Raw genomic sequence first — 21080 nt, 5'->3', positions numbered from 1 at the left:
GTGCCGGCGCTAGCACGCGGGACCTAGAAGATTTCCCAGGGCGTGTCTCGAGGTCCCCGTTCGATGAGAGTCGGGATCGGGGCGGTTCCTGACGTCGCCGCCGGTACGCCGCGAATACTGGTTGTCTTTGGGCGTGCCGGCGGTGGCGTCAGGGACCGCATCCGGCCCGGCTATCGCGGACGGGGACCTCGAGACACGCCCTGGTTCTCACTCCCAACGGAACAGTTTGATCGCCAGACCACCGAACAGGACCGCGCACACGCCCAGGACGATCAGGTGTAACGGCATCGGCCAGTGGCCGGCCCACGCCTGCCGCAGCGCCGCCAGCATGGCCCCGAGCGGCGAGTAGTCACCGATGTTGGACAGCGCCGCGGGCAGCTGCTCCTTCGGCACGAAGATGCCGCCGAGGACCAGGTTCACGAAGTAGAACCCGACGCCGATACCGGTCGCGACCCGGCTCGCCGGCGCCACCGCCGCGATGAACGTGCCGATGCCCAGCAGCGCGCCGAGGCTCAGCACGATCGTCACCAGGAACGCCAGCGCGTCGCCCGGCCACGGGAAGCCGAACGCCAGTGAACCCAGCAGCACCACCGCGATCACCGCGGCGCACGCGATGATCAGGTTGGTGACCAGCTGCGCGCCCAGCAGCCGGGACGGGTTCACCGGCGTGGTCGCCAGCCGGCGCAGGATGCCCTTTTCCCGGTAGGTGGCCATTTCCGTGGCCATCAGGCTGAACGACAGCACCCCGATGCCCATCGCCAGGCTCATCGGCTGGTAGAAGTACTTCAACGGGTCGGAGCTCTCGCCCGGCTTGGCGATCGCGCCGAAGATGGCCACGATCGCCGCCGGGAAGATGACCGCGACGAGCGCGACCGGCGCGTCCCGGACCGTCACCTTGAGCTCGGTCCCCACGAGCTTGCGGAATGCGTGCATGTCTGGCTTGCCTCCTCTGCGGTCAGTTCTGGAACTTGCGGCCGGTGAGCGCGACGAACGCGTCGTCCAGGCTGGACTGGTCGACCCGGAGCTCCTCGGCCAGGATCTGGTTGCGCGCCAGCACCGACGCGACCGCCTGGACCAGGTTGCCGGTGCCGGTGATCAGCACGTGCGGGCCGTTGTGGGTCAGGCTGACCACCTCAGGGAGGTCCGTCAGCATCTTGTCGTCCAACGGGATGGACGGCTTGAACCGCATCCGCTGGGTCGCGTCCACCCGGGACACCAGGCCGGCCGGCGAGTCGATCGCCACCACCTTGCCCCGGTCGATGATGGCCAGCCGGTCACACAGCCGCTCGGCCTCCTCCATGAAATGCGTGACCAGCACGACCGTGACACCCTTGCTGCGGATGTTCTCGATCAGCTCCCACGTGTCCCGGCGGGCCTGCGGGTCAAGACCGGTGGTCAGCTCGTCGAGGAACGCCACCTCCGGGTTGCCGACCAGCGCCAACGCGATGAACAACCGCTGCTTCTGGCCGCCGGACAGCTTGCTGAAGTACGTGTCGCGCTTCTCCGCGAGACCCCACTCGTCGATCAGCTCCTCCCAGTTCGCGGGGTTCGGGTAGAACGCGCTGTACAGGTCCAGCGCCTCCCACACCTTGATCCGCTCCGGCAGGTGGCTCTCCTGCAGCTGCACCCCGATCCGGGTGACCAGCTTGCGGCGGTCCTTGACCGGGTCGAACCCGAGGACCCGGATCGTGCCGCCGTCCGGCTTGCGCAGCCCTTCGACGCACTCCACCGTGGTGGTCTTGCCCGCGCCGTTCGGACCGAGAATGCCGAAGATCTCGCCCTTCTCCACACTGAAGGACACGTCGTCGACGGCGACATGGTCGCCGTACTCCTTGTGCAACTGGTTGACCTCGATGACCGGCATCGCCCGCCCGCCCTCCTGGATCTCTCGTCGACTGCGGTACCCACTGTGGCCCTCATCCGCGCCGCATTGATCAACCGCCGGGGTCGACTTGGTGGCGGTCCCGGGCTGACCCCCACCTCCACCACCCGGCGGCCGACATCAACCGATCGGTGGATGTCATGACCGTTGAGGGCTGATACAGCTGCGAAAAAGGTCCCTACGGGTACCCGATGAACAAGGTACCCGCAGGGACCGACAGTATTGTTGGTCCTCGCTCCGCTCGGACAGGCTTGGCCGCCTTCAGCCGGCGCGGCCAAGCGGGCACCAGCCCCCGTCGCCCATCGGAGGTTCGGTTTTACATGGGGCGCGGCGGGGATAAGCTGGCTGCGGCGGCAGGCCAGAAGCCGCCGAAACGGCCGAGTCCGGGGTGGAGTAACGGAGAACCCTTGGCCTGCCGGCGTAGTCGGCTTGCACCCACCGCGGGGGTCCCCATGTCAAACCGAACCGGAAGCGGTCACCGCGCCTTGGCGATCACCCGCAGCTGTTTCACCCCGAAGATGCCCGACTCGTAGTAAGGCGCCGGCGCGGACGGATCCACGGACAGCTCCGAGAACCGTTCGAACAGGGCGGTCAAAGCGATCTCACCCTCCATCCGGGCCAGCGGCGCGCCGAGGCAGAAGTGGATGCCGTGGCCGAACGCGGTGTGTTTGTTCGGCTTGCGGTGGATGTCGAAGCGGTCCGGCTCGGGGAACCGGCGTTCGTCGTAGTTGGCCGACAGGAGCCACAGTGACACCGCACGATCCGCTGGGATGACCGTGCCGCCCACCTCGACGTCCCGGGTGGTGGCGCGTTCCACCTTCACGAACGGCGGGCGGACGCGCAGCACCTCCTCGATCACCTTGGGGATCAGCCGTGGGTCCGCGCGCAGCTGCGCCGCCGCGTCCGGGTTCGCGTCCAGACAGAGCATTGTGTTGCCCAGCAACATGGTTGTCGTCACGTGTCCGGCCATCAGCAGCAGGGCGGAGAAGTTGACGATCTCCTCCTCGGTGAGCCGGTCTCCGTCCACTTCGGCCGCGACGAGCCGGCCGATCAGGTCGTCGGTGGGGTTCGACCGCCGGGCCCGTGCCTGGTCCCTCAGATAGGTGTCGACACCGTGGACCGCCTCGCAGACGAGTTTCATGCTGGCCTCGTCGTCCGGCCGGGACGACATGAGCACGTCCGCCCAGTCCCGGAACAGCTCCTGGTCCGCCGGTGGGACGCCGAGCAGTTCGGCGATCACGATCACCGGCAGCGGGTAGGCGAGCGTGTCCACCAGGTCGAAGTCGTCGGTGTCGATGCGGTCAAGCAGCTCGGCGGTGACCTCGCCGATCCTGGGCTCCAGCTCGGTGATCATCTTGTGGGTGAACACCAGGCTGACCAGCTTGCGGAGCTTGCCGTGCAGCGGCGGGTCGAGCAGCAGCAGAGTACCGGGTGGGGTCTCGTCCTGGCCGGCCAGGCGCAGGGTGTCCGACGAGAACGCGACCGGGTCCGCGATCACCTGGTGCACGTCGTCGAACCGGAACACGTGGAAGTGCCCGTTCTCGTCCTCCCACACGGGACTGTCGGCGCGCATCCCGGCCAGCCAGGCCAGCAGCGAGCGGCCTCCGTCGACCATGATCTCCGGCGGTCCAGCCATTGCCTCGCCCCTTCACGAATCCCGTTGCGCCCCAACCAACCGTAGGGGCTGGCGCCCTAGTGATCCCCCTAGAGAAGCCGCGCGCGGGTGGACGGCCGGTTCACGCGGCCGTTAAGAACTGGGCCACCATCTTCACTTCCATCCGTGGACGGGGCTCATGACGCTTCGAACCAACCGGGCGCGGCGCAGAGCCGCGACCAGCTGTCTGCTGCTCGCCTCGCTCGCGAGCGTCCTCTTACCCGCCGGCGCCAGCGCGGCGCCGACCGCCGCCGAACCGACGTCGATGCAGCGGATCGTGCCCGCACCCGCTGTCGTGCAACCGAATCCGGCCGCCACCTACCAGGTCGGTCCCGGAACCGTCGTGTTCACGTCGTGGCGCTCCCCTGACGCCCTGCAGATCGGCCAGCAGCTGGCCGGCGTGCTGCGGCCGTCCACCGGGTACCTCATCCCGGTCATCCCGGTGCCGCCGGTCGACCGTCCGCTGCCCGGCATCTCGTTGACGCTCGGCGGTGCCGACCCGCAGGTCGGCGACGAGGGCTACCAGCTCGACGTGACCGACCGGTCGGTGGTGATCCGGGCGAACAAGCCGGCTGGGCTGTTCGCCGGTGTGCAGAGCCTGCGCCAGCTGCTGCCCGGCGCGGTGGAGGCCCGGTCCCGGCAGGCCGGGCCGTGGACCGTCCCAGGTGGACGGATCGTGGACTACCCCCGGTACCAGCACCGGGGCGCCATGCTGGACGTGGCCCGGCATTTCCTGACTGTCAAGGACGTCCAGCGGTACATCGACCAGATCACCCTGTACAAGATCAACTATCTGCACCTGCACCTGACCGACGAGCAGGGCTGGCGGATCGAGATCCCGGGCTGGCCGAAGCTGACCCAGATCGGTGGCAGCACCCAGGTCGGCGGCGGTCCGGCCGGCTACTACACCACCGCGGACTATCGCGCGATCCTTGAGTACGCTCGGAAGCGTTACCTGACAGTGGTTCCGGAGATCGACGGGCCGGCGCACTCGAACGCGGCGCTGGCGTCGTACGCGGAGCTGAACTGTGACGGGAAGGCCCAGCCGCTGTTCACCGGCGTCGGTCCGGCGCCGAACGGCACGCTGTGCATCAACAAGCCGATCACCTACAAGTTCCTGGACGACGTGATCGGCCGGATCGCCGAGCTCACCCCCGGTCCGTACGTCGACGTCGGCGGCGACGAGTCGATCAGCACGACGCCCGCGGACTACGCCACGTACATGCACCAGGTCGAGCAGATCGTGGCGAAGCACGGCAAGCGTTTGATGGGGTGGGGCGCGGCGCTGACCGTGACCAACCCGGCCACGTCGACCGGTCAGTTCTGGATCTATGACGGCACCGAGGACAAGCTCGCGCAGACCACCCACGAAGGTGCTACCGTGGTGATGTCGCCGTGTGTGTTCTCGTACCTCGACATGAAGTACACGCCGACCGTCCCGGCTGATCCGCTCGGTCTGCGCTGGGCGGGGTACATCGAGGTCCAGACCGCGTACAGCTGGGATCCGACGTGGGTGCTGCCCGGTGTGCTGGACAGCGCGGTACTCGGCGTCGAGACTCCACTGTGGACGGAGACGGTGTCGAGCGTGGCGGACGTCGACTTCATGGCGTTCCCGCGGTTGCCGGCGATCGCCGAGATCGGCTGGTCACCGCTTGCCACGCACGACTGGGCGGGGTTCAGCGGCCGGCTGGCCGCACAGGGACCGAGGTGGGACGCCATGCGCGTCAACTACTACCGGTCCCCGCAGATCCCGTGGCCCGCAGGCGCCAGGTAGAACGGCGGGTCACGACCGACGGTCCGGCTTCGCTTCTCCCCCCTAGAGAAGCCGGACCGTCATCTTTCGCTGTTCGCCGCTCTGAGTGAGGAGAGGACAATGGCCGGCCAGTACGGCAAGCTGTGGGACAGTTTCTGGAAGGACCTGCCCGGCCGGCCGGGCGAGGCGTTCTGGGACTGCTCGGCCACGCTCGGCGCCGCCACCCACGTCGAGCTGTTCAAGCCGCACTTCGACCCCGGGCTGCCACTGGTCGACCTCGGCTGCGGCAACGGCACCCAGACGCGGTACCTGGCCGGACTGTTCGAGCGGGTGATCGGCGCGGACATCTCCGTGGCCGCGCTCGACCGGGCCCGTGCCGAGAACGCCGCGGACAACATCGAGTACCTCCCGCTGGACGTCCTGGACGCGGAGCGGGTTCGCGCGTTCCACGACCGGTTCGGCGACGTGAACGTCTACCTGTCCGGGGTCATCCACCAGCTGTCCACTGAGGACCGGATGACGTGCGTCCGATCGCTGGCCGTGCTGGCGGGCGACTTGGGCGGCGTGTTCGACCAGGAGCTGACGCCGGCGAGCTACACGTACATGCAGCGGCTGATCAACGAGTCGAGCGAGGACCTGCGGAAGCTGGACCGGGTCTCCACGTACTTCCGGATCGGCCTGCAGCCGAGCGCGGGCGAGGCACAGCTGGAGACCGTGTTCGCGGCGGCCGGGTTCACCATCCTGGACGCGGGCGACCTGATGCTGCACACCACCGAGACCCTCGCCGACGGCACTCCCCTCGACCTGCCGACCCACTACGTGGTCGCGGTCCCCAGCCGGTCATGACACCACCAGGGCAGCCCGGTCCACCTTGCCGTTGGCGGTCCGCGGCAGATCGTCCACAAGAGACACAGTGTCGATGATCATGTACCGGGGCAACCGTTGCGCACAGTGCGCCTTCATCGCGAGCACGCCGGGTCGTTGTCCCGCCTTGGGGACGACCACGGCGTGCAGGCGCATGTCGATGCCCTCGCCGACCACGACAACAGCCACCGCGTCGACCGCGTCGTGTGTCGAGATCGCGGCCTCGATCTCGCCGAGTTCGACGCGATGCCCACGGACCTTCACCATGGCGTCCCGGCGGCCCAGGTACTCCAGTTGGCCGTGCTCGTCGTACCGGCCGAGATCGCCGGTCCGGTACGGGCCACGTTGGGGCTCACGGCCCCAGTAACCCAACATCACGGTCGGCCCGTCGACGACGATCTCGCCGTGTTCGTCCAGGATGATCGTGTCGCCGCTGGCCGCCGTCCCGATCGGCAACGGCCGGACGCGGTCCACGTCCGCGGCTGTGACCTCATAGGACGTGCAGACGTTGGTCTCGGTCGGGCCGTACCAGTTGAACAGCCGCACCCCCGGCCAGGCGGCGCGCAGCTGAAGCACGTTCGGTGTCGGGAACGGTTCACCGGCGAACACGCACACCCGCAGGTCCGGCGGTGCTCCCCGGTCCAGCAGCCCACCGAGCCGCATCATCAGCAACAACGCGGACGGCACCGAATACCAGACCGTGATCCGGCGTTTCTCCATGAACTCCACGAGCGCTTCGGCGGCGTAGGCGTAGTCGGCGGGTATCAGATCCACCGCCGCGCCGACCAGGAACGCGCCGTACAGGTCGAACACGGAGAGGTCGAAGTTGAAGGGCGCGTGGTTGGCCAGGCGGTCGGCGCCGGTCAACCCGGTCTCCTCGGCGGCCCACCGGACGAACGCCAAAGCGTTGCGGTGGCTGATACACACGCCTTTCGGCTCGCCGGTCGACCCGGACGTGTAGAGGATGTAGGCCGGGTCGTCGGGGTCGCTGACATGTGTCTCGTCGCGCTGTTTGTCGACGCCTTCCTGCTGCTCGACCTGCGCGGCTTTCGCGCGTAGCTCGGCGAACGTCACCACCTGGTAGTCGGTTTCCCAGGCCTGGCGGCCGGCGTCGTCGGTGACGATCAGCGCGGGTGTGCAGCCTGCTGCGATGCGGCCGACGCGTGAAGGCGGGTTCGAGGGCGCGACTGGGGCGTACACCGCGCCGACCCGCAACACCCCCTGCATCAATGCGACAGTGTCAACGTTCTTCTCGGCCCAGATCAGGACCCGGTCGCCGACGGTGACACTGTTAGCGTGCAGAGCCGCGGCGTAGTCGTCGGCGAGCTGGTCGAGTTCGGCGTATGTGACAGTGTCATCGTCCGTGTGGACCGCTGGGGCGTCGGGGGTGCGGCGGGCGGCGTCACGGACTAGGCGGTCCAGGGTCATGGGCGGGGTCATGACAGTCCTAACTCCATGGCGACGATCCGGCGCTGGATGTCGGTGGTTCCGGAGAAGATGGTGCTGCCCATCGCGTCGCGCAGCGCGGCCTCGATGCCTTCGGACCTCAGGTATCCGCGGCCGCCGAACAGGCGGACGGCGTCGGTCGCGCTGGCCAGCGCGCCCTCCGAGGCGGCCAGTTTGGACAGTGCGGAGTGCAGAGCCGGGGCTTCGTCGTTGTCCAGCGCCCAACAGGCGCGGTAGAGCAGCAGCCGGGCGCTTTCCAGGCGGAGCTTCATGTCCACGATCCGGTTGGCCACCGACTGGAAGTCGCCGAGCCGGTGGCCGAACTGCCTGCGCTCCCGGGCGTGTTGGACGCACTGCTCGATCATCCGGTCCTGGACACCCAGGTACAGCGCGAACAGGCAGGACCGTTCCCAGCCCATCGAGTGCTGGAAGATCGCCGAGCCCTGGCCGCGTTCGCCGAGCATGGCGTCGGCCGGGACGAAACAGTCGTCGAACGTGACCGTGCCGGCAGGGCAGCCGTCCAGGCCGAGTTTGTGGAACGGCGGCCCGGCCTTGGCTCCGGGGGTGTTCGCGTCCACCACGAAGGTGCTGATCCCCCAGTTGCCCGCGTCCGGGTCCGTGACCGCGTACGTCACGTACACGTCGGCGACCGGGCCGTTGCTGACGAAAGTCTTGGTGCCGTTGAGAACGAACCCACCCTTGGTTTCGGTTGCTGTGGTGCTCAACGTGCCGACGTCCGAGCCGGCGTCCGCTTCGGTCATCGCGTTGGCGGCGACCAGTTCGCCCGACGCGAGGCCAGGCAGCAGGCGTTCCCTTGTCGCGTCGGACCCGAAGTCCAGGATGGGCATGGCGCACGCGAACAGGTGCGCCGCCGCGGCGAACACCAGTCCGGTGTCAGCGCATCCTTTGCCGGCCGCCTCGAAGACCCTCGCGGTGTCCACAGCGGACAGTTCGCCGCCGCCGTACCGCCGTGGCAGGCTCGCGCCGAGGACACCCAGTTTGCCCAGCCGCAACCATTTGTCCCGGGTGAAGGTGTGGACGTCCTCGGGTGGGAACGCGTCGGTGGTGGCGGCCAGCACGTCCTCGTATCGTCGCCGCTGCTCGGCGGTCCAGCCGAACTCCATGGATCGGTCCTCCGGGATCAGTTCGGCGGGTCCAGGATCTGCACGACCGCGGCGGCGATGTTCACACCGGGACTCATCCCCAGCATCAACACGTGGTCGCCGGGGGCGAGTTCACCGTGGGAGAGCATGTGGTCCAGCGCCACGATCTGGTCGCTCGCGCCGAGGTGCCCGACGTGTCGGCCGAACTCCCAGGTGGACCGGGACATCGGTACGTCCAACGTGCTGAGCAGGCCGAACTCGATGTGCTCCCGGGAAGAGTGGTTGTAGGCAAGGCGGGTGACCTCCTCGATGCCGATCCCGGCCTCGTCCAGCACCCGGTCGACCAACTCGGCCCGTGCCTTCACCAACGGCAGCCACAGGTGTTCGACCCCGTCGTCGGTGCTGGCCCGCCAGTTGAAGTCGTCGATGCGTTGGGAGAAGTCCCACGTCTGGCCGGTCGTCGGCGGGAACAACGGCTCATTGCCGCGGTGCATCCCTTCCAACTCGGCCACAGTCACCGACGCGACCGACAACAAAGCCGCGACCCCGGCCCGTTTCGTCAGGACAACGGCTGAACCGGCGTCACCCACGATGAAGTCCGGCCGAAGACACTGCCAACGGTTGATCTGCGGCAGCGTCATGTTGTCCGCCGCCGCGATCACCGCGGCCGCCTTCGGCTCCCGCGCCATCAGATAGCCGCCCGCGAGTTCAAGCGCCGCGAACATCCCGTTGCACCCCTGGCGAACCTCCGCGGAAACCATGTCCCCACCGGTCGCCAGCCGCTGCAGGAAGGCCTGCGGGTACCACCCGACAGGCCCGTTGTCGTAGTTGTCGACGTACAACAGCATGGCCAGGTCGTCCCGCCTCTGACCGGCCCTGCGCAAAGCCTGCTCGGTGGCCGCCAACGCCATCTCGACCGGCGGCGTGTCCCCAGCGACAGCGGCCCCGGTGTACCCGGACCGCTCAGCCACCGCGGCCGCCAACAACCCCTGATCGACAGCCTCCTGAACGGGAACAACCTCAGGCAGGCAAACACCGAGCCCACCGATGAAGACATCACGCAGCTTCAACTGGCTCTCCCCACGTCCGCGGTCACCGAGACGGTATCCACGAACTCCCCCCTGACCAGCCACTACCACGTCCAAGCTGGACATTTCCCAAGAACGCGCCTCACCGGGCCTTCTCGACCAAGGGCCGACCCGTGGGACCGAAGACCATGCCGTGCCCGCGGGCTGTGTCGACGTACTCGCGAACCCGGTGGATCAGCCCGTTCCGAAGTTCGAAGACGAAGCAGTAGTCGTTGCTGTAGTGGTTGCCGTTGGCGAGCGTCGCCGTCATGGTCGCCTCCACGGTCACCCGCTCGCCATCGGTATGGGATCCGTGGAAGGAGATGGTGACGTCCCGCGCGAACAGACGAGGGAAGTCCTCGGCGAAGAAGCGCGCGATCGCCTGCGCCCCCACCATGTGGTTGGTCGTCTCCAGCGCGACGGCAGTGGCGTTCCCAGGAGGCGACAGCCATTCGGCGTCTTCGGTCAGGACCGCCACGATCCGGTCGGGGTCGTTGCCGGCGAACGCCTGGAAGGCGTTCTGGATGATGTTGTCGCTCATGGACCTACTGTCGCCGGCCCCTGGCGCCAGCGTCTTGGACAAATGTTCCGCATAGCATGGGCCTATGCGATCCGCGGCCGGGTGGGACGTCGTACGGCCACCGACGCCGAACCGGGTGGCCGGTGTCAGCATGGCCGGGTTTCGCGGTCGCGCGACGGGCCCGGTGGACGTGCGGGTGGTGCCACACCCGGCCGTCACGCTCGTTCTGGAGTTCGGTCACGGCCCGCTCATCGTGGATGCCACCACCGGCCGGCAACAGCGGGGCAACCTTGTCGCCGGGTTCATGCACGACGCTGTCCGCGTGCGCGGCGAGAACATCGAGTGCCTCCAGGTGCGCCTGTCCCCAGTCGTCGCACACACTGTGCTGGGCGCCTCCCTCGCGGAACTGGATCACGTGATGGTGACCCTCGACGACCTGTGGGGCCAGGACGCGGCACGGATCCGACAGCGACTCGGCGACGCCACGTCGTGGCAGGACCGTTTCGCGTCGGTGGAGGCGTTGCTTGCCTGTCGAGTGGAGACGGGACCGTCGGTGGACCGCGAGGTGGCCTGGGTCTGGGACCGGATCATCGCCAGTCGCGGGCAGGCCCGAGTCGACGAACTGGCGGCCGAGATCGAGTGGAGCCGCAAGCGCCTGTGGTCCCGGTTCCGGGCACAGATCGGCCTGTCCCCCAAGCGCGCCGCGCGACTGGTCCGCTTCGACCACGCCGCCCACCGCCTGGCCGCGAACGAAGACGCGGCCGGGGTCGCGGCGGACAGCGGCTACGTCGACCAATCCCACCTGCATCGGGACGTTCTGGCGTTCAGCGGAGTGACTCCAGCGACCGTGGCCGGCGAGACATGGCTGGCGGTCGACGACATCGCGTGGACGACGCCCGGCGTCGCGTAGACGGGACGCGGCGTCGACGGGCGAGGCGAGGCCGGGCGGGGCGAGGCACGACGAGGCGCGGCGCGACGTCGGCGAGGCGGACTGGCGCACCGCTCAGGGATGGCGTCCACCCAAGGCAACGTCCGCCTCTCCGGGCGGTCCCCGGGAGTACCTTAACCTTGACAGTGTCAATATGACAGTGTCAAGGTTAAGGCATGGACGGGGAGGAGCTGTGGACACTGGAGCAACTGTCGGACCGGGTCTCGGAGGCGCTGTCCGTCGAGTACGACGGGCCGCCCAACCGCCGGGTCGCCGACGTGCCGAACATGCGCGCCATCCGCTGGTACACCACGATCGGCCTGGTCGACCGGCCGGCCGCGATGGACGGCCGGATCGCCTTGTACAGGCGGCGCCACCTGCTGCAACTGGTTGCGGTGAAACGGCTGCAGGCAGCTGGGCGACGGCTGGCCGAGGTGCAGCGGGAGTTGGTCGGCAGTACCGAGTCCGCCCTGGAACGAATCGCCCGGCTGCCCGCTGGCAAGTCCTCGCTGGATCGGATCGCCCGGTTGCCCGGCGAGACACCGTCGCGAGTGCGGTTCTGGGCCGCCCCGCCAGCGGCCCCCGCCGACAACGCTGACAGTGTCAGATCCGATGCCGGCGTCAGATCTGATGCCGGCGTCGACCTGACCACCGGTGCCGTCCTGACCACCGGTGCCGTCCCGGCCAGGACCACCTCGGTGGACGCTGACAGTGTCAGATCTGGTCCGGACAGCACCCTGACCGCTCGTGTCAGGGCCATCGCCGCCGCTCAAAGGTCAGGCGCTGGCCGGGCTGCGGACACCAGCCAACCCACAGGCACTGACCAGAACGAAGGCACCAGCCAAACAGCCGGCACCAGCCAGGCCGCGGACACCAGCCAGGCTGCGACAGGCAACCGCCAGTCCACTGGCGCGGGCCAGCTCGCACGCACCAGCCAACCCACAGGCACCGCTCAAAACGCAGGCAACCACCAACCCGCAGGCACGAGCCAGTCCACAACCAACGATGAGGACACCGCGTTCCCGCCCGCCACCCGCCTACACGGTGCCCGCCTCGGTGACAGTGTCATGGTCATGCTCCGCCGGGAACTGACCGACGACGAGTTGGCGGCCGTTGAGGACGCTGCCGCTCCGCTCCTGGACCTGCTCGATCAGCTGAGCCGCGACGAAAGGGACGTTCCATGACACCGCCTGTGCACATGATCGACTCGGCTGTGCTTCCGGATGAGGATGCCGGGGTGGGGTGTTTGCGTACTGAGCGGGGCAATTTGCCGCTTGAGTCGCTCGATGTTCGGGCTTCGATCACCGGGTTGGTGTCGAGTGTCGAGGTGGCTCAGGGGTTTCGCAACAGTTATGCCGAGGCGTTGGAGGCCACGTACATCTTTCCGTTACCGTCCAGGGCCGCGGTCACGGCGATGACCATGGAGGCGGATGGCCGGGTCGTCAAGGGGGTACTCAAGGAGCGGGGTGCGGCTCGCGCGGACTACGACACCGCTGTCGCTGAGGGGCGGCGGGCGTCGATCGCCGAGGAGGAGCGGCCCGGCGTTTTCACCATGCGGGTGGGCAACATCATGCCTGGTGAGCGGGTTGTTGTGCGGTTGAGTCTGGTGGGTGAACTGCCGTATGAGGACAATGCGGCCACGTTTCGGTTCCCGCTCGTTGTCGCGCCGCGGTACGTTCCCGGTGTTCCGTTGGCGGGTGAGCAGGTGGGGGACGGGTTCGCGGCGGACACGGACGCTGTGCCCGACGCTTCACGGATCAGTCCTCCGGTGCTGCTGCCTGGATTTCCCCATCCGGTTCGGTTGTCCGTTGAGGTTGACATCGATCCGGCCGGGCTTCCACTGACCGCGGTGGAGTCGAGTTTGCATACAGTAGTCAGTGAGCAGGAGGGGTTGCGGATTCGGCTGCAGCCGGGGGAACGGGCCGACCGCGATGTCATCCTGCGGCTGCGGTACGACGCCGACAAAACGGTCGCCACTTCGCTGGCGGTCCGCCCGGACGACGAAGGCGGAACGTTCGCGCTCACCGTCCTGCCCCCGGCGAAAACGCCAACGGACACGGCCAAGGACGTTGTATTGGTGTTGGACCGGTCCGGCTCCATGCGCGGGTGGAAGATGGTCGCCGCACGCCGAGCCGCCGCACGCGTGGTCGACACACTGTCCACCAAGGACAGATTCGCGGTACTGGCTTTCGACAACACCATTGAGACACCAAGCGGCTTGGTCGAGGCCGGTGACCGCAACCGGTTCCGCGCCGTCGAGTTCCTCGCCGGGCTGCAAGCACGTGGCGGCACTGAAATGCTGGCTCCGCTGCGGCGGGCCGCCGAGTTGCTGGGTGAGTCCGGTGACCGGGACCGGGTGCTGGTGCTCGTCACCGACGGCCAGGTCGGCAACGAGGACCAGATCCTGCGCGACCTGGCCGGCCGCTTGGCTGGTGTCCGCGTGCACACGATCGGGGTCGACCGTGCCGTGAACGAGGCGTTCCTGCAGCGGCTCGCCGCGTCCACAGGGGGCCGGTGCGAGCTGGTCGAGTCGGAGGACCGGCTGGACGAGGCCATGCGGCAGATCCACCGCCGGATCGCCGCACCGCTGGTCACCGGGCTGCGGGTGGAACCGGCTGGGCTCGCCGCCGACCTCGGCACGCTCGCGCCGGCCCCGCTGCCGGATGTGTTCGCCGGCGCTCCGGTGGTGATCACCGGCCGGTTCGCCGGGACGCCCGACGGCGCCCTGACCGTCGTCGGCGACGGCGGCTTCCGGCAGATCGTGCCGGCGTCAAGGAGCGAGAACCCGTGCCTCGGTGCGGTGTGGGCGAGGGCGCGGATCCGTGACCTTGAGGACCGTTACGTCGTCGGCACCGGGAACAACCACGCGCTGGAACGGGAAATCGTGGACACGTCCCTGCGGTTCGGCGCGCTCTCCCGGTTCACGGCGTTCGTCGCGGCCGACGAGCACGTCGTCAACGAAGGCGGCGCAGTGCACCGGGTGACGCAGCCGGTCGAACCGGTCAGCGGCTGGGACTTCCTGGAAATGGCGCCGCAGGCGATGGCGCCGGCCAGGCTCGCCCGGCCCGCCGCGGCCGCCCCTGCTCGGGCCAGGCGGGCGCACACCAAGCGAGCGCTCTCGATGCCGAGGCCGGTCACCACGATCGAGGAGTTCGTCAAGGAGGAACTGCTTGCCCTGCGAGCGGCGAGCAGCCAACCGGTCCAGACGCGAGAGACGCTGCTGGTGCGGTTGGCGTCCCGGATCGGCAACCTGGTTGACCAGTGGACCGGGGAGCAGGCCACCGCCCTTCGCGAACTCGCCGAGCACCTGGCCCGCCCAGCGGCCGGCGATGAGGAGACCGAGCGGCGGTGGCGACTCGCCGTGAACACCTTGGAGTCGTTGGCGAAACCCGCTGCCCGCAACGAATTCTGGAAGCGCTGACGCAGCTCAACGTGGTTGCTGGCGTCTGGCGTAGTGCGCCCGCGCCTTCATTCGGTTGCCGCAACGCGCCATCGAGCACCACTGGCGGTTGCCTTTCGGCGACGTGTCGGCGAAACGCAGTCCGCAGTCGTCGGCCGCGCACTCTCGCACAGTCGTCTCCGTGGCCGCCAGTTCGATGGCGTCGACGGCGAGCAAGGTGAGCACGCTCGGCACGTCCTTACGTGCCGCGACAACACGCAGCCGGCCGCCTTCGTTGGACCGCAACTGGGGAACAGGGAGCGGAACTGCTTGGGCCACCTGGTTCACGAGTCGGACACCGGCCACGGACGGCCGGTGTCCGAGCAGCACGTCGTCGACGGCTGTCCGGAGGTCCAGGGCGGCGGCGAGTTGTGCGGCGGTGACGCGGGGGCGCGTGGTGAGCAGGCCCGCGGCGACGAACCAGTCGGCCAGCGCGGCCGGGCCGGTCAGGAGTTCCCGGCCGCCGAGTGCCCGGTCCCGGAACGTGTTGACCAGGTCCAGGCACGGTCGGCCGCCGTCGAACACCCAGTCGCTCATACCCGATTCTAACCGTTGACGACGGTTAGTCGACCCCGTTAGCTTCTAACCGTATGAGAGAGTTAGAAACGGCCACCGTCAACGGCATCCGGATGAGCTACCAACGCGTGGGTGACGGGCCCGCGCTGGTGTTGCTGCACGGCTGGCCGCAGACGTCCTACTGCTGGCACAAGGTCATCGAGCCACTGGCCCGGACGCACACCGTCATCGCCCCTGACCTGCGCGGATACGGGCACACCGACAAGCCCCGGCACGGGTACGACAAGCGGACGATGGCGACCGACGTCGCCGAACTCCTGCGGTCCCTGGGGTTCGACACGGCCAAGGTCGTGGGCCACGACCGCGGCGGCCGGGTCGCGCACCGGTGGGCGTTGGACCGGCCGGCCGAGGTCGAGCGCCTCGCGGTGCTGGACATCATCCCCACCCGGGAGATGTGGCGCCGGCTGGACGCGCCGGTCGCCCGCGGCTACTGGCACTGGCTCTTCCACCTGCAGCCCGACCTGCCGGAACTGCTCGCGGGCCAGAACGTGGCCGGGTACCTGGGGTACTTCTTCGAACGGTGGACCCACCAGCGGTCCGGCCTGACCAAAGACGCCGTTGACGAGTACGTTCGCGCGTTCTCCGCTCCGGGCGCGTTGCGGGCCGGCTTCGACGACTACCGTGCCTCGTTCCCGGACGACGCCGCGCACGACGACGAGGACGCGGCGGCTGGGCGCCGGTTGACCATGCCGGTGCTGGCGCTGTGGGGTGCGACGGGTCTGCTGGGCTCCCTGCCCACGTTGGAGATCTGGCGGGACTACGGCACGTCGGTCACGGGTGAGGCGATCTCCGAGTGCGGGCATTTCCTCGCCGAGGAGCAGCCGGCCGCGGTGCTCGACCGGCTGCTCCCGTTCCTGGCCGCGTAGGCCACGCGAAGGGGAACTTCACGGTCCGGGAACGCGCGACACACCGTCTGGGAACGCGCGACACGGTGTCCCGGGAAGATTTCCCGGGGTCTCTGGGGGTTCTGCCTCTCGTTCACGGGTGAACTGTCGTCGACCATTGCCTCGACGGACTCGCGCGCGAGCAGGGGCGGAGCATGCGGTTTTCTCGACTGGCACGGCGGCCGGCCGTGGTCATGACGGCCGTGGCCGGGGTGGCGGTGGCCGGGGTGGTCGTGGTGGGTGTCGGCCAGGGCAACCCGACGCAGGGGGTGCGGCTGCTGTCCGGGCAGGCGTGGTTCGCGTCCGGCAAGGTCGGCCAGGTGACGTTGCTGGACGGCGCTTCCGCGGAGGTCGCCGCGCAGGTCAAGGTGGCGGCGCCGGGCGACATGCTCGACGTCGTGCAGCAGGGCAACACGGCGTACACAGTGGACCAGTCGGCTGGCATGGTCCGCCGGGTGGACGGCGCCACGTTCGCTCCCACGCCGCCGGCGACGCCGATCGCGGACGCCCGGGGCAGTGGCCTCACCGTGATCGCCGGACCGAACTCATTGTACACATTGGACAATACGCGCGGCATTCTGGTGAGTACCGACCCGAAGACGCTGGACCGGCGCGGGGAGATGGTGTCGGTGGCGGGCCGGCTCGCGGCCGGAACGGTCACTGTGGACGACGCGGGCACGCTGTGGGCGGTGGACACCGCGACCGGGGACCTCAACCGGGTCGCCGGCCAGGACAAGATCATCCGCAGCGGTGTGGTCAAGCCCGGGGTCAGCACCATCACGATCGCCAACGGGCGCCCGGTCATCGTCGACCTGGCCGACCGGACCGCGACGAGCGTCGACCGCGACACCGGCCGAACCGTCGGGAGCTTCGGGCTCGACCTGCGCACGGACGACAAGGTCCAGGTGAGCGGGTCGCCGAACGCCGACCGGATCTACGTCGTCGCCACCCGAGGCGTCCTGGACGTGTGCGACGTCGCCGCCCAGCGGTGTGCCAGCGCGATCCCGTTGACCGCGGGCAGCGACTTCGGCCCGGCGGTGGAGGCCGGCGACCGGGTGTTCGTGCCGGACTACACCACCGGCCAGGTGCTGGTCGTCAGCCTGCGGGAGTCCCGGGTGATCGCCCGGCCGAACGTGCTCCGGCCGAACGTCCGGTTTCAACTGCTGACCCGGGACGGCGTGGTGTTCTACAACGACGCCGGCTCCGAGGAGGCCGGCGTCATCAAGCTGGACGGCAGCCTGACCACGATCAGGAAGTACGACCCGGCCAACCCCGAGCAGGGCGTCGCCCGGCCCGACACCGGCGGGCAGCAGCCGACCCAGGGCGCCGGCCGAACGAGCGACCAGCGCCCGGCCGACTCGTCTCCCCGGACCGATCCGTCCCACCCCAACGATCCGCAGACACCGCAAGTCGTGGTGAGCAACGCGACCCCCGTGGTCGACGAGCCGATCGACCTCAAAGTCGTCGACGCGTCGGGGACACCGGCACACAGTGCACATTGGACATACGGCGACGGCACCGAGGGCGACGGCCCGGCGACGACCCACAAGTGGGCCACCGCAAGGCAGGCGCCGTACATCGTGACCGTCGAGGCGACCATGTCCAACGGCCAGAAGGGGTCGAAGACGGTCAACATCACCGTGGGCGACAAGCACAGGTTCCACTTGCAGGTGAACGTGTCCGACGGGGGCACAGTCACCAGCGAGGACCACAAGATCGTGTGCCCAGGCACCTGTTCGGCGGAACTGGACCCACGAGTCCAGATCACGCTCACCGCGAAGGAGAACAACGGTCACCTGCTCGGCAGCTGGAGCGGCGCCTGCTCCGGCACGGACGCGAAGTGCGACGTGCTGATGGACGGCCCCAAGACGGTCACCTACCAGTTCGGCACGGTCCAGCCGATCCACTACACGATGACCCAGCCGACCGGCGGCACCATCTCGGTCGACGGCACGGTCTGCCCGCCGAAGTGCACGTACCAGAAACCTCCCGGGCAGCCCGTCACCCTGAAGGCGGCCGTGGCGAACGCCGACTACGACTTCCAGGGGTGGGCGGTCGGCTGTCCGGTGAAGACCCAGACCGACTGCACCGCGTCCTTCGACCACGACGTGACCCTGTCGGCGAACTTCGCCTCGAACAAGTGGACCCTGACCGTCCACGTCACGGGCAGCGACCCGATGTACGACCCGAACGTCACCGGTCCGCACGGCCTCAACTGCCGGTTCGGCAGCAGCGGCACGTGTGTGGTGAAGATCCCGAAGACCGAGGGAACGGTCACCCTGAAGGGCGCATCCAATTCCGGCGACACCAGCATCAGCAGCTGGGACGGCCCTTGTCAGGGGCACTACAGCGGCTGGCCGGCGACGTGTCAGTTCCAGATGGACGGCGACAAGACCACCACGGCGAAGTTCACCGACTACTGACGGGTGAGCGGCCGGAGGATGGCCTCCACCTCGTCGTGCGCGGGGCTGTCCAGGTAGCGGTTCGCCGGCCGGCACCATTCGAGCGGTTTCCGGTGGTGCTGCGGGTCGCGCACGTCCGGGTCGGCGCCGTGCGCGAGCAGCCGCAGGACGCTCGCCGGGCGGCCGTGCTCGGCGGCCACGTGCAACGGCATCCGCTGCCACCGCGCGTCCGCCTGGTCGAGCGGGGTGCCGGCGTCGACCAGCTGGTCGATGACCTCCAACCGCTGGTGGTCGGCTGCGAACACCAACGCCCGCAGGCGGCTTTGCTCGTCGGCCGCGGCCAGCGGCCAGGCGCTGACATCGCCCGCCGCGGCGGCCATTTCCAGGCTGTCGACGTGGGCTCCGGCGGCCACCAGGAGGTCGAGCACCTCGGTCATCCCGAACACCGCCGCGTGCAGCAGCGCGGTCCCGTTGGGTACGCCGCCGGAGTCGGGCGTGGACACGGCTTCGATGTCCGCCCCGGCCTCGATCAGGACCTGGGCGACGTCGGCGTCCCCGTACGAGGCGGCGGTGATCAGCGGGGTCTCGCGGTCGCCGGGCTGCGCGTCGACCGGCGCCCCGGCGTCGATCAACGCCCTGGCGACGGCCCCGGTGCCGGGCAGGTCGCGCGGCAGCCCCAACCGAGCGTGGTCGAACCGCAGCATGGCCATGTATTCCAGCAGGCCGACGCCGTGTTCGTGGTCGCACCAGCTGCGCGCCCTGGTGGTGGCCAGCCCGGGGTGCTCGGCCAGGAACCCGGTCAGCCGGGCGACGTCCCGGTTGTCGAGGATGTCGCGCAGTTCGGCCTCCACGTCGAGCGCGGTCATGGCACCTCCTTGGCGACCACCCCAGTGGTGCTTGCCGTGGCAGACTACGCCAGAACTTCGGGCAGGATCCCGGTCGCGGCGCCGTCCACTGTGATGACCGATCCGGACACATAAGACGACCGGTCGCCGGCCAGGAACGCGATCACCTCGGCCACTTCCGCGGGCGTGCAGAACCGCCCCAACGGATACGCCGTCGCCAACGCCGGATCCGTCCAGCGGTGCTGGTTGCGTGGCACGGCGACGAACCCGGGGCGTACGACGTTGCACCGCAGTCCGACACCGGCCAACTCCACCGCGGCCGCGCGGCTCAACGCCTCCAACGCGGCTTTGCCCATGGCGTAGGCCGACTGGCCTGGCACGGCCCCGCCTGCTTGCACGGATCCGACGAGCACCGCCGAACACGGTCCGTTCGCCGCCGCCACGAGCTTCTTGATGGCCGAATGCGCGGACACCGCGCCGATTTCCAGCACGGCCATCAGGTCGTCGCGGTGTTGGTCGAGCAACGGGCCGCGGTGTTCCGCGAGCACACAGTGGACCAGCGCGACGGGTTGGGCGCCGCTTAGCGCCTCGAACGCGTTCGTGAGCACATCGTCGTCACAGGCATCCCCCGTCACCGCACGGCAGCGCGGTCCGGCCAACGCCGCCACCTCGGGGTCACGGTCGACCGCGGCGACCGTCCATTCTTCGTCGAGCAACCGGGCCACGACAGCCGAACCGATGCCGCCGGCCGCGCCGATCACCACCGCCCCTCGTGTCACAGCTGTCCCTCCTGTACCACGTCGACACCGATGCCAGCACCGCCCGACGGCCACCAGACCCCGTCCAGCACGCGCTCGGCCGGTTCGGTCAGGGAAGCGCGTGAGTCGTGCTCGCCGAACATGAATTCGAGCGGAGCCGTGTCGTCGAGCGCCGCCGTGACGTGCGCGCTGACTGCCGTGGCCACGGGCCCGCTGGGGTTGTGCAGCGACACCGTCAGACCGTGTTCACGCGCCAGGCGGGCCAGGTGGAGCGCGTTGCCGGCGCCGCCGGCGTGCTTCACGTCGGGCATCAGCACGTCGAGCGCGCCCGCCTGGATCGCGGGCAACGCGTCGGCGAAGTCGCCGATGAGTTCCCCACCCGCCAGTGGGCAGCCGACCGCGTCCCGGATCCGGCGCAGCCGCTCCGGCCGGCCGAGCGGCGCCGCGTCCTCCAGCCAGACCAGTCCCAGCCCGGCCAGGCCGGGCAGGACCCGGTCGAGTTCGGCGTCGTCGAGCAGTTCGTGCACGTCCACGATCAGCCCGGCCGGCCCGATCTCGTCCCGGACCGCGCGGGCGCACGCCAGGCCCTCCTCAGCCCGGTGCGGTCCGGTCAGCCCGTCGAACGGTGCCAGCTTCACACAGGAGAACCCGACGGACACGGCCTTCTTCGCCATCAACCGGAACCCGTCCGGGGTACGTTCGGTGGTCGCCCGGTTGATGTTGGCGTACAACGGGATCGGCCTCGGTGTCGCGATCAGCGGCACCCCGTCGCGACGGGCCTGAAGGTCGTCAAGGGCCGTGCGCAACGCGCCCGTCACGGTCCGCGCGGCGAGGTCCATCCCGGGGCCGGCGTCGGAGAACTCACCCCAGCCGCTGATCCCGTCGGCCCGCACCTCGATCATCGACCACGTCGTCCGGTCCGAGACCCGCACGCGGTGGACCTCGACATCCATCCGTAC

18 protein-coding genes are annotated in these 21080 nt (G+C 69.1%); 7 read left to right on the top strand and 11 right to left on the bottom strand.

Going from position 1 to position 21080, the window contains the following annotated elements; genetic code table 11:
• Positions 1-207: 207 nt before the first annotated feature.
• From EV192_RS21920 to EV192_RS21910, 3 genes are all read right to left on the bottom strand, one after another.
• Positions 208-933, bottom strand: a complete 726-nt coding sequence (locus tag EV192_RS21920) for an ABC transporter permease (protein ID WP_132118166.1) — start codon at positions 931-933, stop codon at positions 208-210.
• 22 nt (positions 934-955) lie between these two features.
• On the bottom strand, positions 956-1864 hold the full coding sequence (locus tag EV192_RS21915; protein WP_132118164.1) for an ABC transporter ATP-binding protein: 909 nt from the start codon (positions 1862-1864) through the stop codon (positions 956-958).
• Between the two features lie 493 nt (positions 1865-2357).
• On the bottom strand, positions 2358-3518 hold the full coding sequence (locus tag EV192_RS21910; protein ID WP_132118162.1) for a cytochrome P450: 1161 nt from the start codon (positions 3516-3518) through the stop codon (positions 2358-2360).
• 157 nt (positions 3519-3675) lie between these two features.
• Here EV192_RS21910 and EV192_RS21905 point away from each other — a divergent pair, with 157 nt between their 5' ends.
• Together EV192_RS21905 and EV192_RS21900 are read left to right on the top strand one after the other, a co-directional pair.
• Positions 3676-5310 carry a family 20 glycosylhydrolase gene (locus tag EV192_RS21905; protein WP_132118160.1) on the top strand — a complete coding sequence of 545 codons (1635 nt, stop codon included), beginning with the start codon at positions 3676-3678 and terminating at the stop codon, positions 5308-5310.
• Positions 5311-5409: 99 nt separating this feature from the next.
• Positions 5410-6135, top strand: coding sequence for a class I SAM-dependent methyltransferase (locus EV192_RS21900; RefSeq protein ID WP_132118158.1), 726 nt, complete (start codon positions 5410-5412; stop codon positions 6133-6135).
• On the opposite strand, the gene EV192_RS21895 is transcribed toward EV192_RS21900, so the two are convergent.
• The 4 genes from EV192_RS21895 to EV192_RS21880 all read right to left on the bottom strand — a co-directional run bounded on the left by EV192_RS21895 (position 6130) and on the right by EV192_RS21880 (position 10310).
• A complete protein-coding gene (locus tag EV192_RS21895; protein ID WP_207926168.1) occupies positions 6130-7593 on the bottom strand; it encodes an amino acid adenylation domain-containing protein in 1464 nt (487 codons plus the stop codon). The two genes, EV192_RS21900 and EV192_RS21895, sit on opposite strands and share 6 nt — an antisense overlap.
• Positions 7590-8723, bottom strand: coding sequence for an acyl-CoA dehydrogenase family protein (locus EV192_RS21890; protein WP_132118156.1), 1134 nt, complete (start codon positions 8721-8723; stop codon positions 7590-7592). Before EV192_RS21890 ends, EV192_RS21895 begins: the two co-directional genes overlap by 4 nt.
• Positions 8724-8740: 17 nt before the next feature.
• Positions 8741-9772: a ketoacyl-ACP synthase III family protein gene (locus EV192_RS21885; protein WP_165960535.1), complete on the bottom strand. Its 1032-nt coding sequence runs from the start codon at positions 9770-9772 to the stop codon at positions 8741-8743.
• 100 nt (positions 9773-9872) lie between these two features.
• On the bottom strand, positions 9873-10310 hold the full coding sequence (locus tag EV192_RS21880) for a nuclear transport factor 2 family protein (RefSeq protein WP_132118153.1): 438 nt from the start codon (positions 10308-10310) through the stop codon (positions 9873-9875).
• A gap of 64 nt (positions 10311-10374) precedes the next feature.
• Between EV192_RS21880 and EV192_RS21875 the strand changes: the two genes are divergently transcribed.
• The 3 genes from EV192_RS21875 to EV192_RS21865 all read left to right on the top strand — a co-directional run bounded on the left by EV192_RS21875 (position 10375) and on the right by EV192_RS21865 (position 14638).
• The gene (locus EV192_RS21875) at positions 10375-11199 is read left to right on the top strand and encodes a helix-turn-helix domain-containing protein (RefSeq protein ID WP_132118151.1); all 825 of its coding nucleotides are present in this window, start codon (positions 10375-10377) and stop codon (positions 11197-11199) included.
• Between the two features lie 194 nt (positions 11200-11393).
• Positions 11394-12401, top strand: a complete 1008-nt coding sequence (locus tag EV192_RS21870) for a MerR family transcriptional regulator (RefSeq protein ID WP_132118149.1) — start codon at positions 11394-11396, stop codon at positions 12399-12401.
• Complete coding sequence (locus EV192_RS21865; protein ID WP_132118148.1) at positions 12398-14638, top strand: VIT domain-containing protein; 2241 nt, start codon at positions 12398-12400, stop codon at positions 14636-14638. The genes EV192_RS21870 and EV192_RS21865 overlap by 4 nt, the downstream gene beginning before the upstream one ends.
• A gap of 6 nt (positions 14639-14644) precedes the next feature.
• Here the strand turns inward: EV192_RS21865 and EV192_RS21860 are convergent, their stop codons facing one another.
• Positions 14645-15193, bottom strand: a complete 549-nt coding sequence (locus tag EV192_RS21860) for a CGNR zinc finger domain-containing protein (RefSeq protein ID WP_132118146.1) — start codon at positions 15191-15193, stop codon at positions 14645-14647.
• 53 nt (positions 15194-15246) lie between these two features.
• On the opposite strand from EV192_RS21860, the gene EV192_RS21855 reads away from it, so the two are divergent.
• Entirely contained in the window at positions 15247-16098 is an 852-nt protein-coding gene (locus tag EV192_RS21855) for an alpha/beta fold hydrolase (protein WP_132118145.1), read from the top strand.
• A gap of 173 nt (positions 16099-16271) precedes the next feature.
• On the top strand, positions 16272-18539 hold the full coding sequence (locus tag EV192_RS21850; protein WP_132118143.1) for an InlB B-repeat-containing protein: 2268 nt from the start codon (positions 16272-16274) through the stop codon (positions 18537-18539).
• Here the strand turns inward: EV192_RS21850 and EV192_RS21845 are convergent.
• Genes EV192_RS21845 through EV192_RS21835 form a run of 3 tightly spaced genes read right to left on the bottom strand, consistent with a single transcriptional unit; the run spans position 18533 to position 21074 of the window.
• Positions 18533-19384 carry an ankyrin repeat domain-containing protein gene (locus EV192_RS21845; RefSeq protein ID WP_132118141.1) on the bottom strand — a complete coding sequence of 284 codons (852 nt, stop codon included), beginning with the start codon at positions 19382-19384 and terminating at the stop codon, positions 18533-18535. The genes EV192_RS21850 and EV192_RS21845 overlap by 7 nt on opposite strands.
• Positions 19385-19428: 44 nt before the next feature.
• Entirely contained in the window at positions 19429-20142 is a 714-nt protein-coding gene (locus tag EV192_RS21840) for an SDR family NAD(P)-dependent oxidoreductase (protein ID WP_132118139.1), read from the bottom strand.
• Complete coding sequence (locus tag EV192_RS21835) at positions 20139-21074, bottom strand: mandelate racemase/muconate lactonizing enzyme family protein (RefSeq protein WP_132118137.1); 936 nt, start codon at positions 21072-21074, stop codon at positions 20139-20141. Before EV192_RS21835 ends, EV192_RS21840 begins: the two co-directional genes overlap by 4 nt.
• Positions 21075-21080 lie beyond the last annotated feature (6 nt).

The organism is Actinocrispum wychmicini (assembly GCF_004345645.1).
In the GTDB taxonomy this organism is placed as follows: domain Bacteria; phylum Actinomycetota; class Actinomycetes; order Mycobacteriales; family Pseudonocardiaceae; genus Kibdelosporangium; species Kibdelosporangium wychmicini.
The sequence above is the reverse complement of the archived record's forward strand: the minus strand, read 5'-3'. Positions and strand labels throughout refer to the sequence as shown.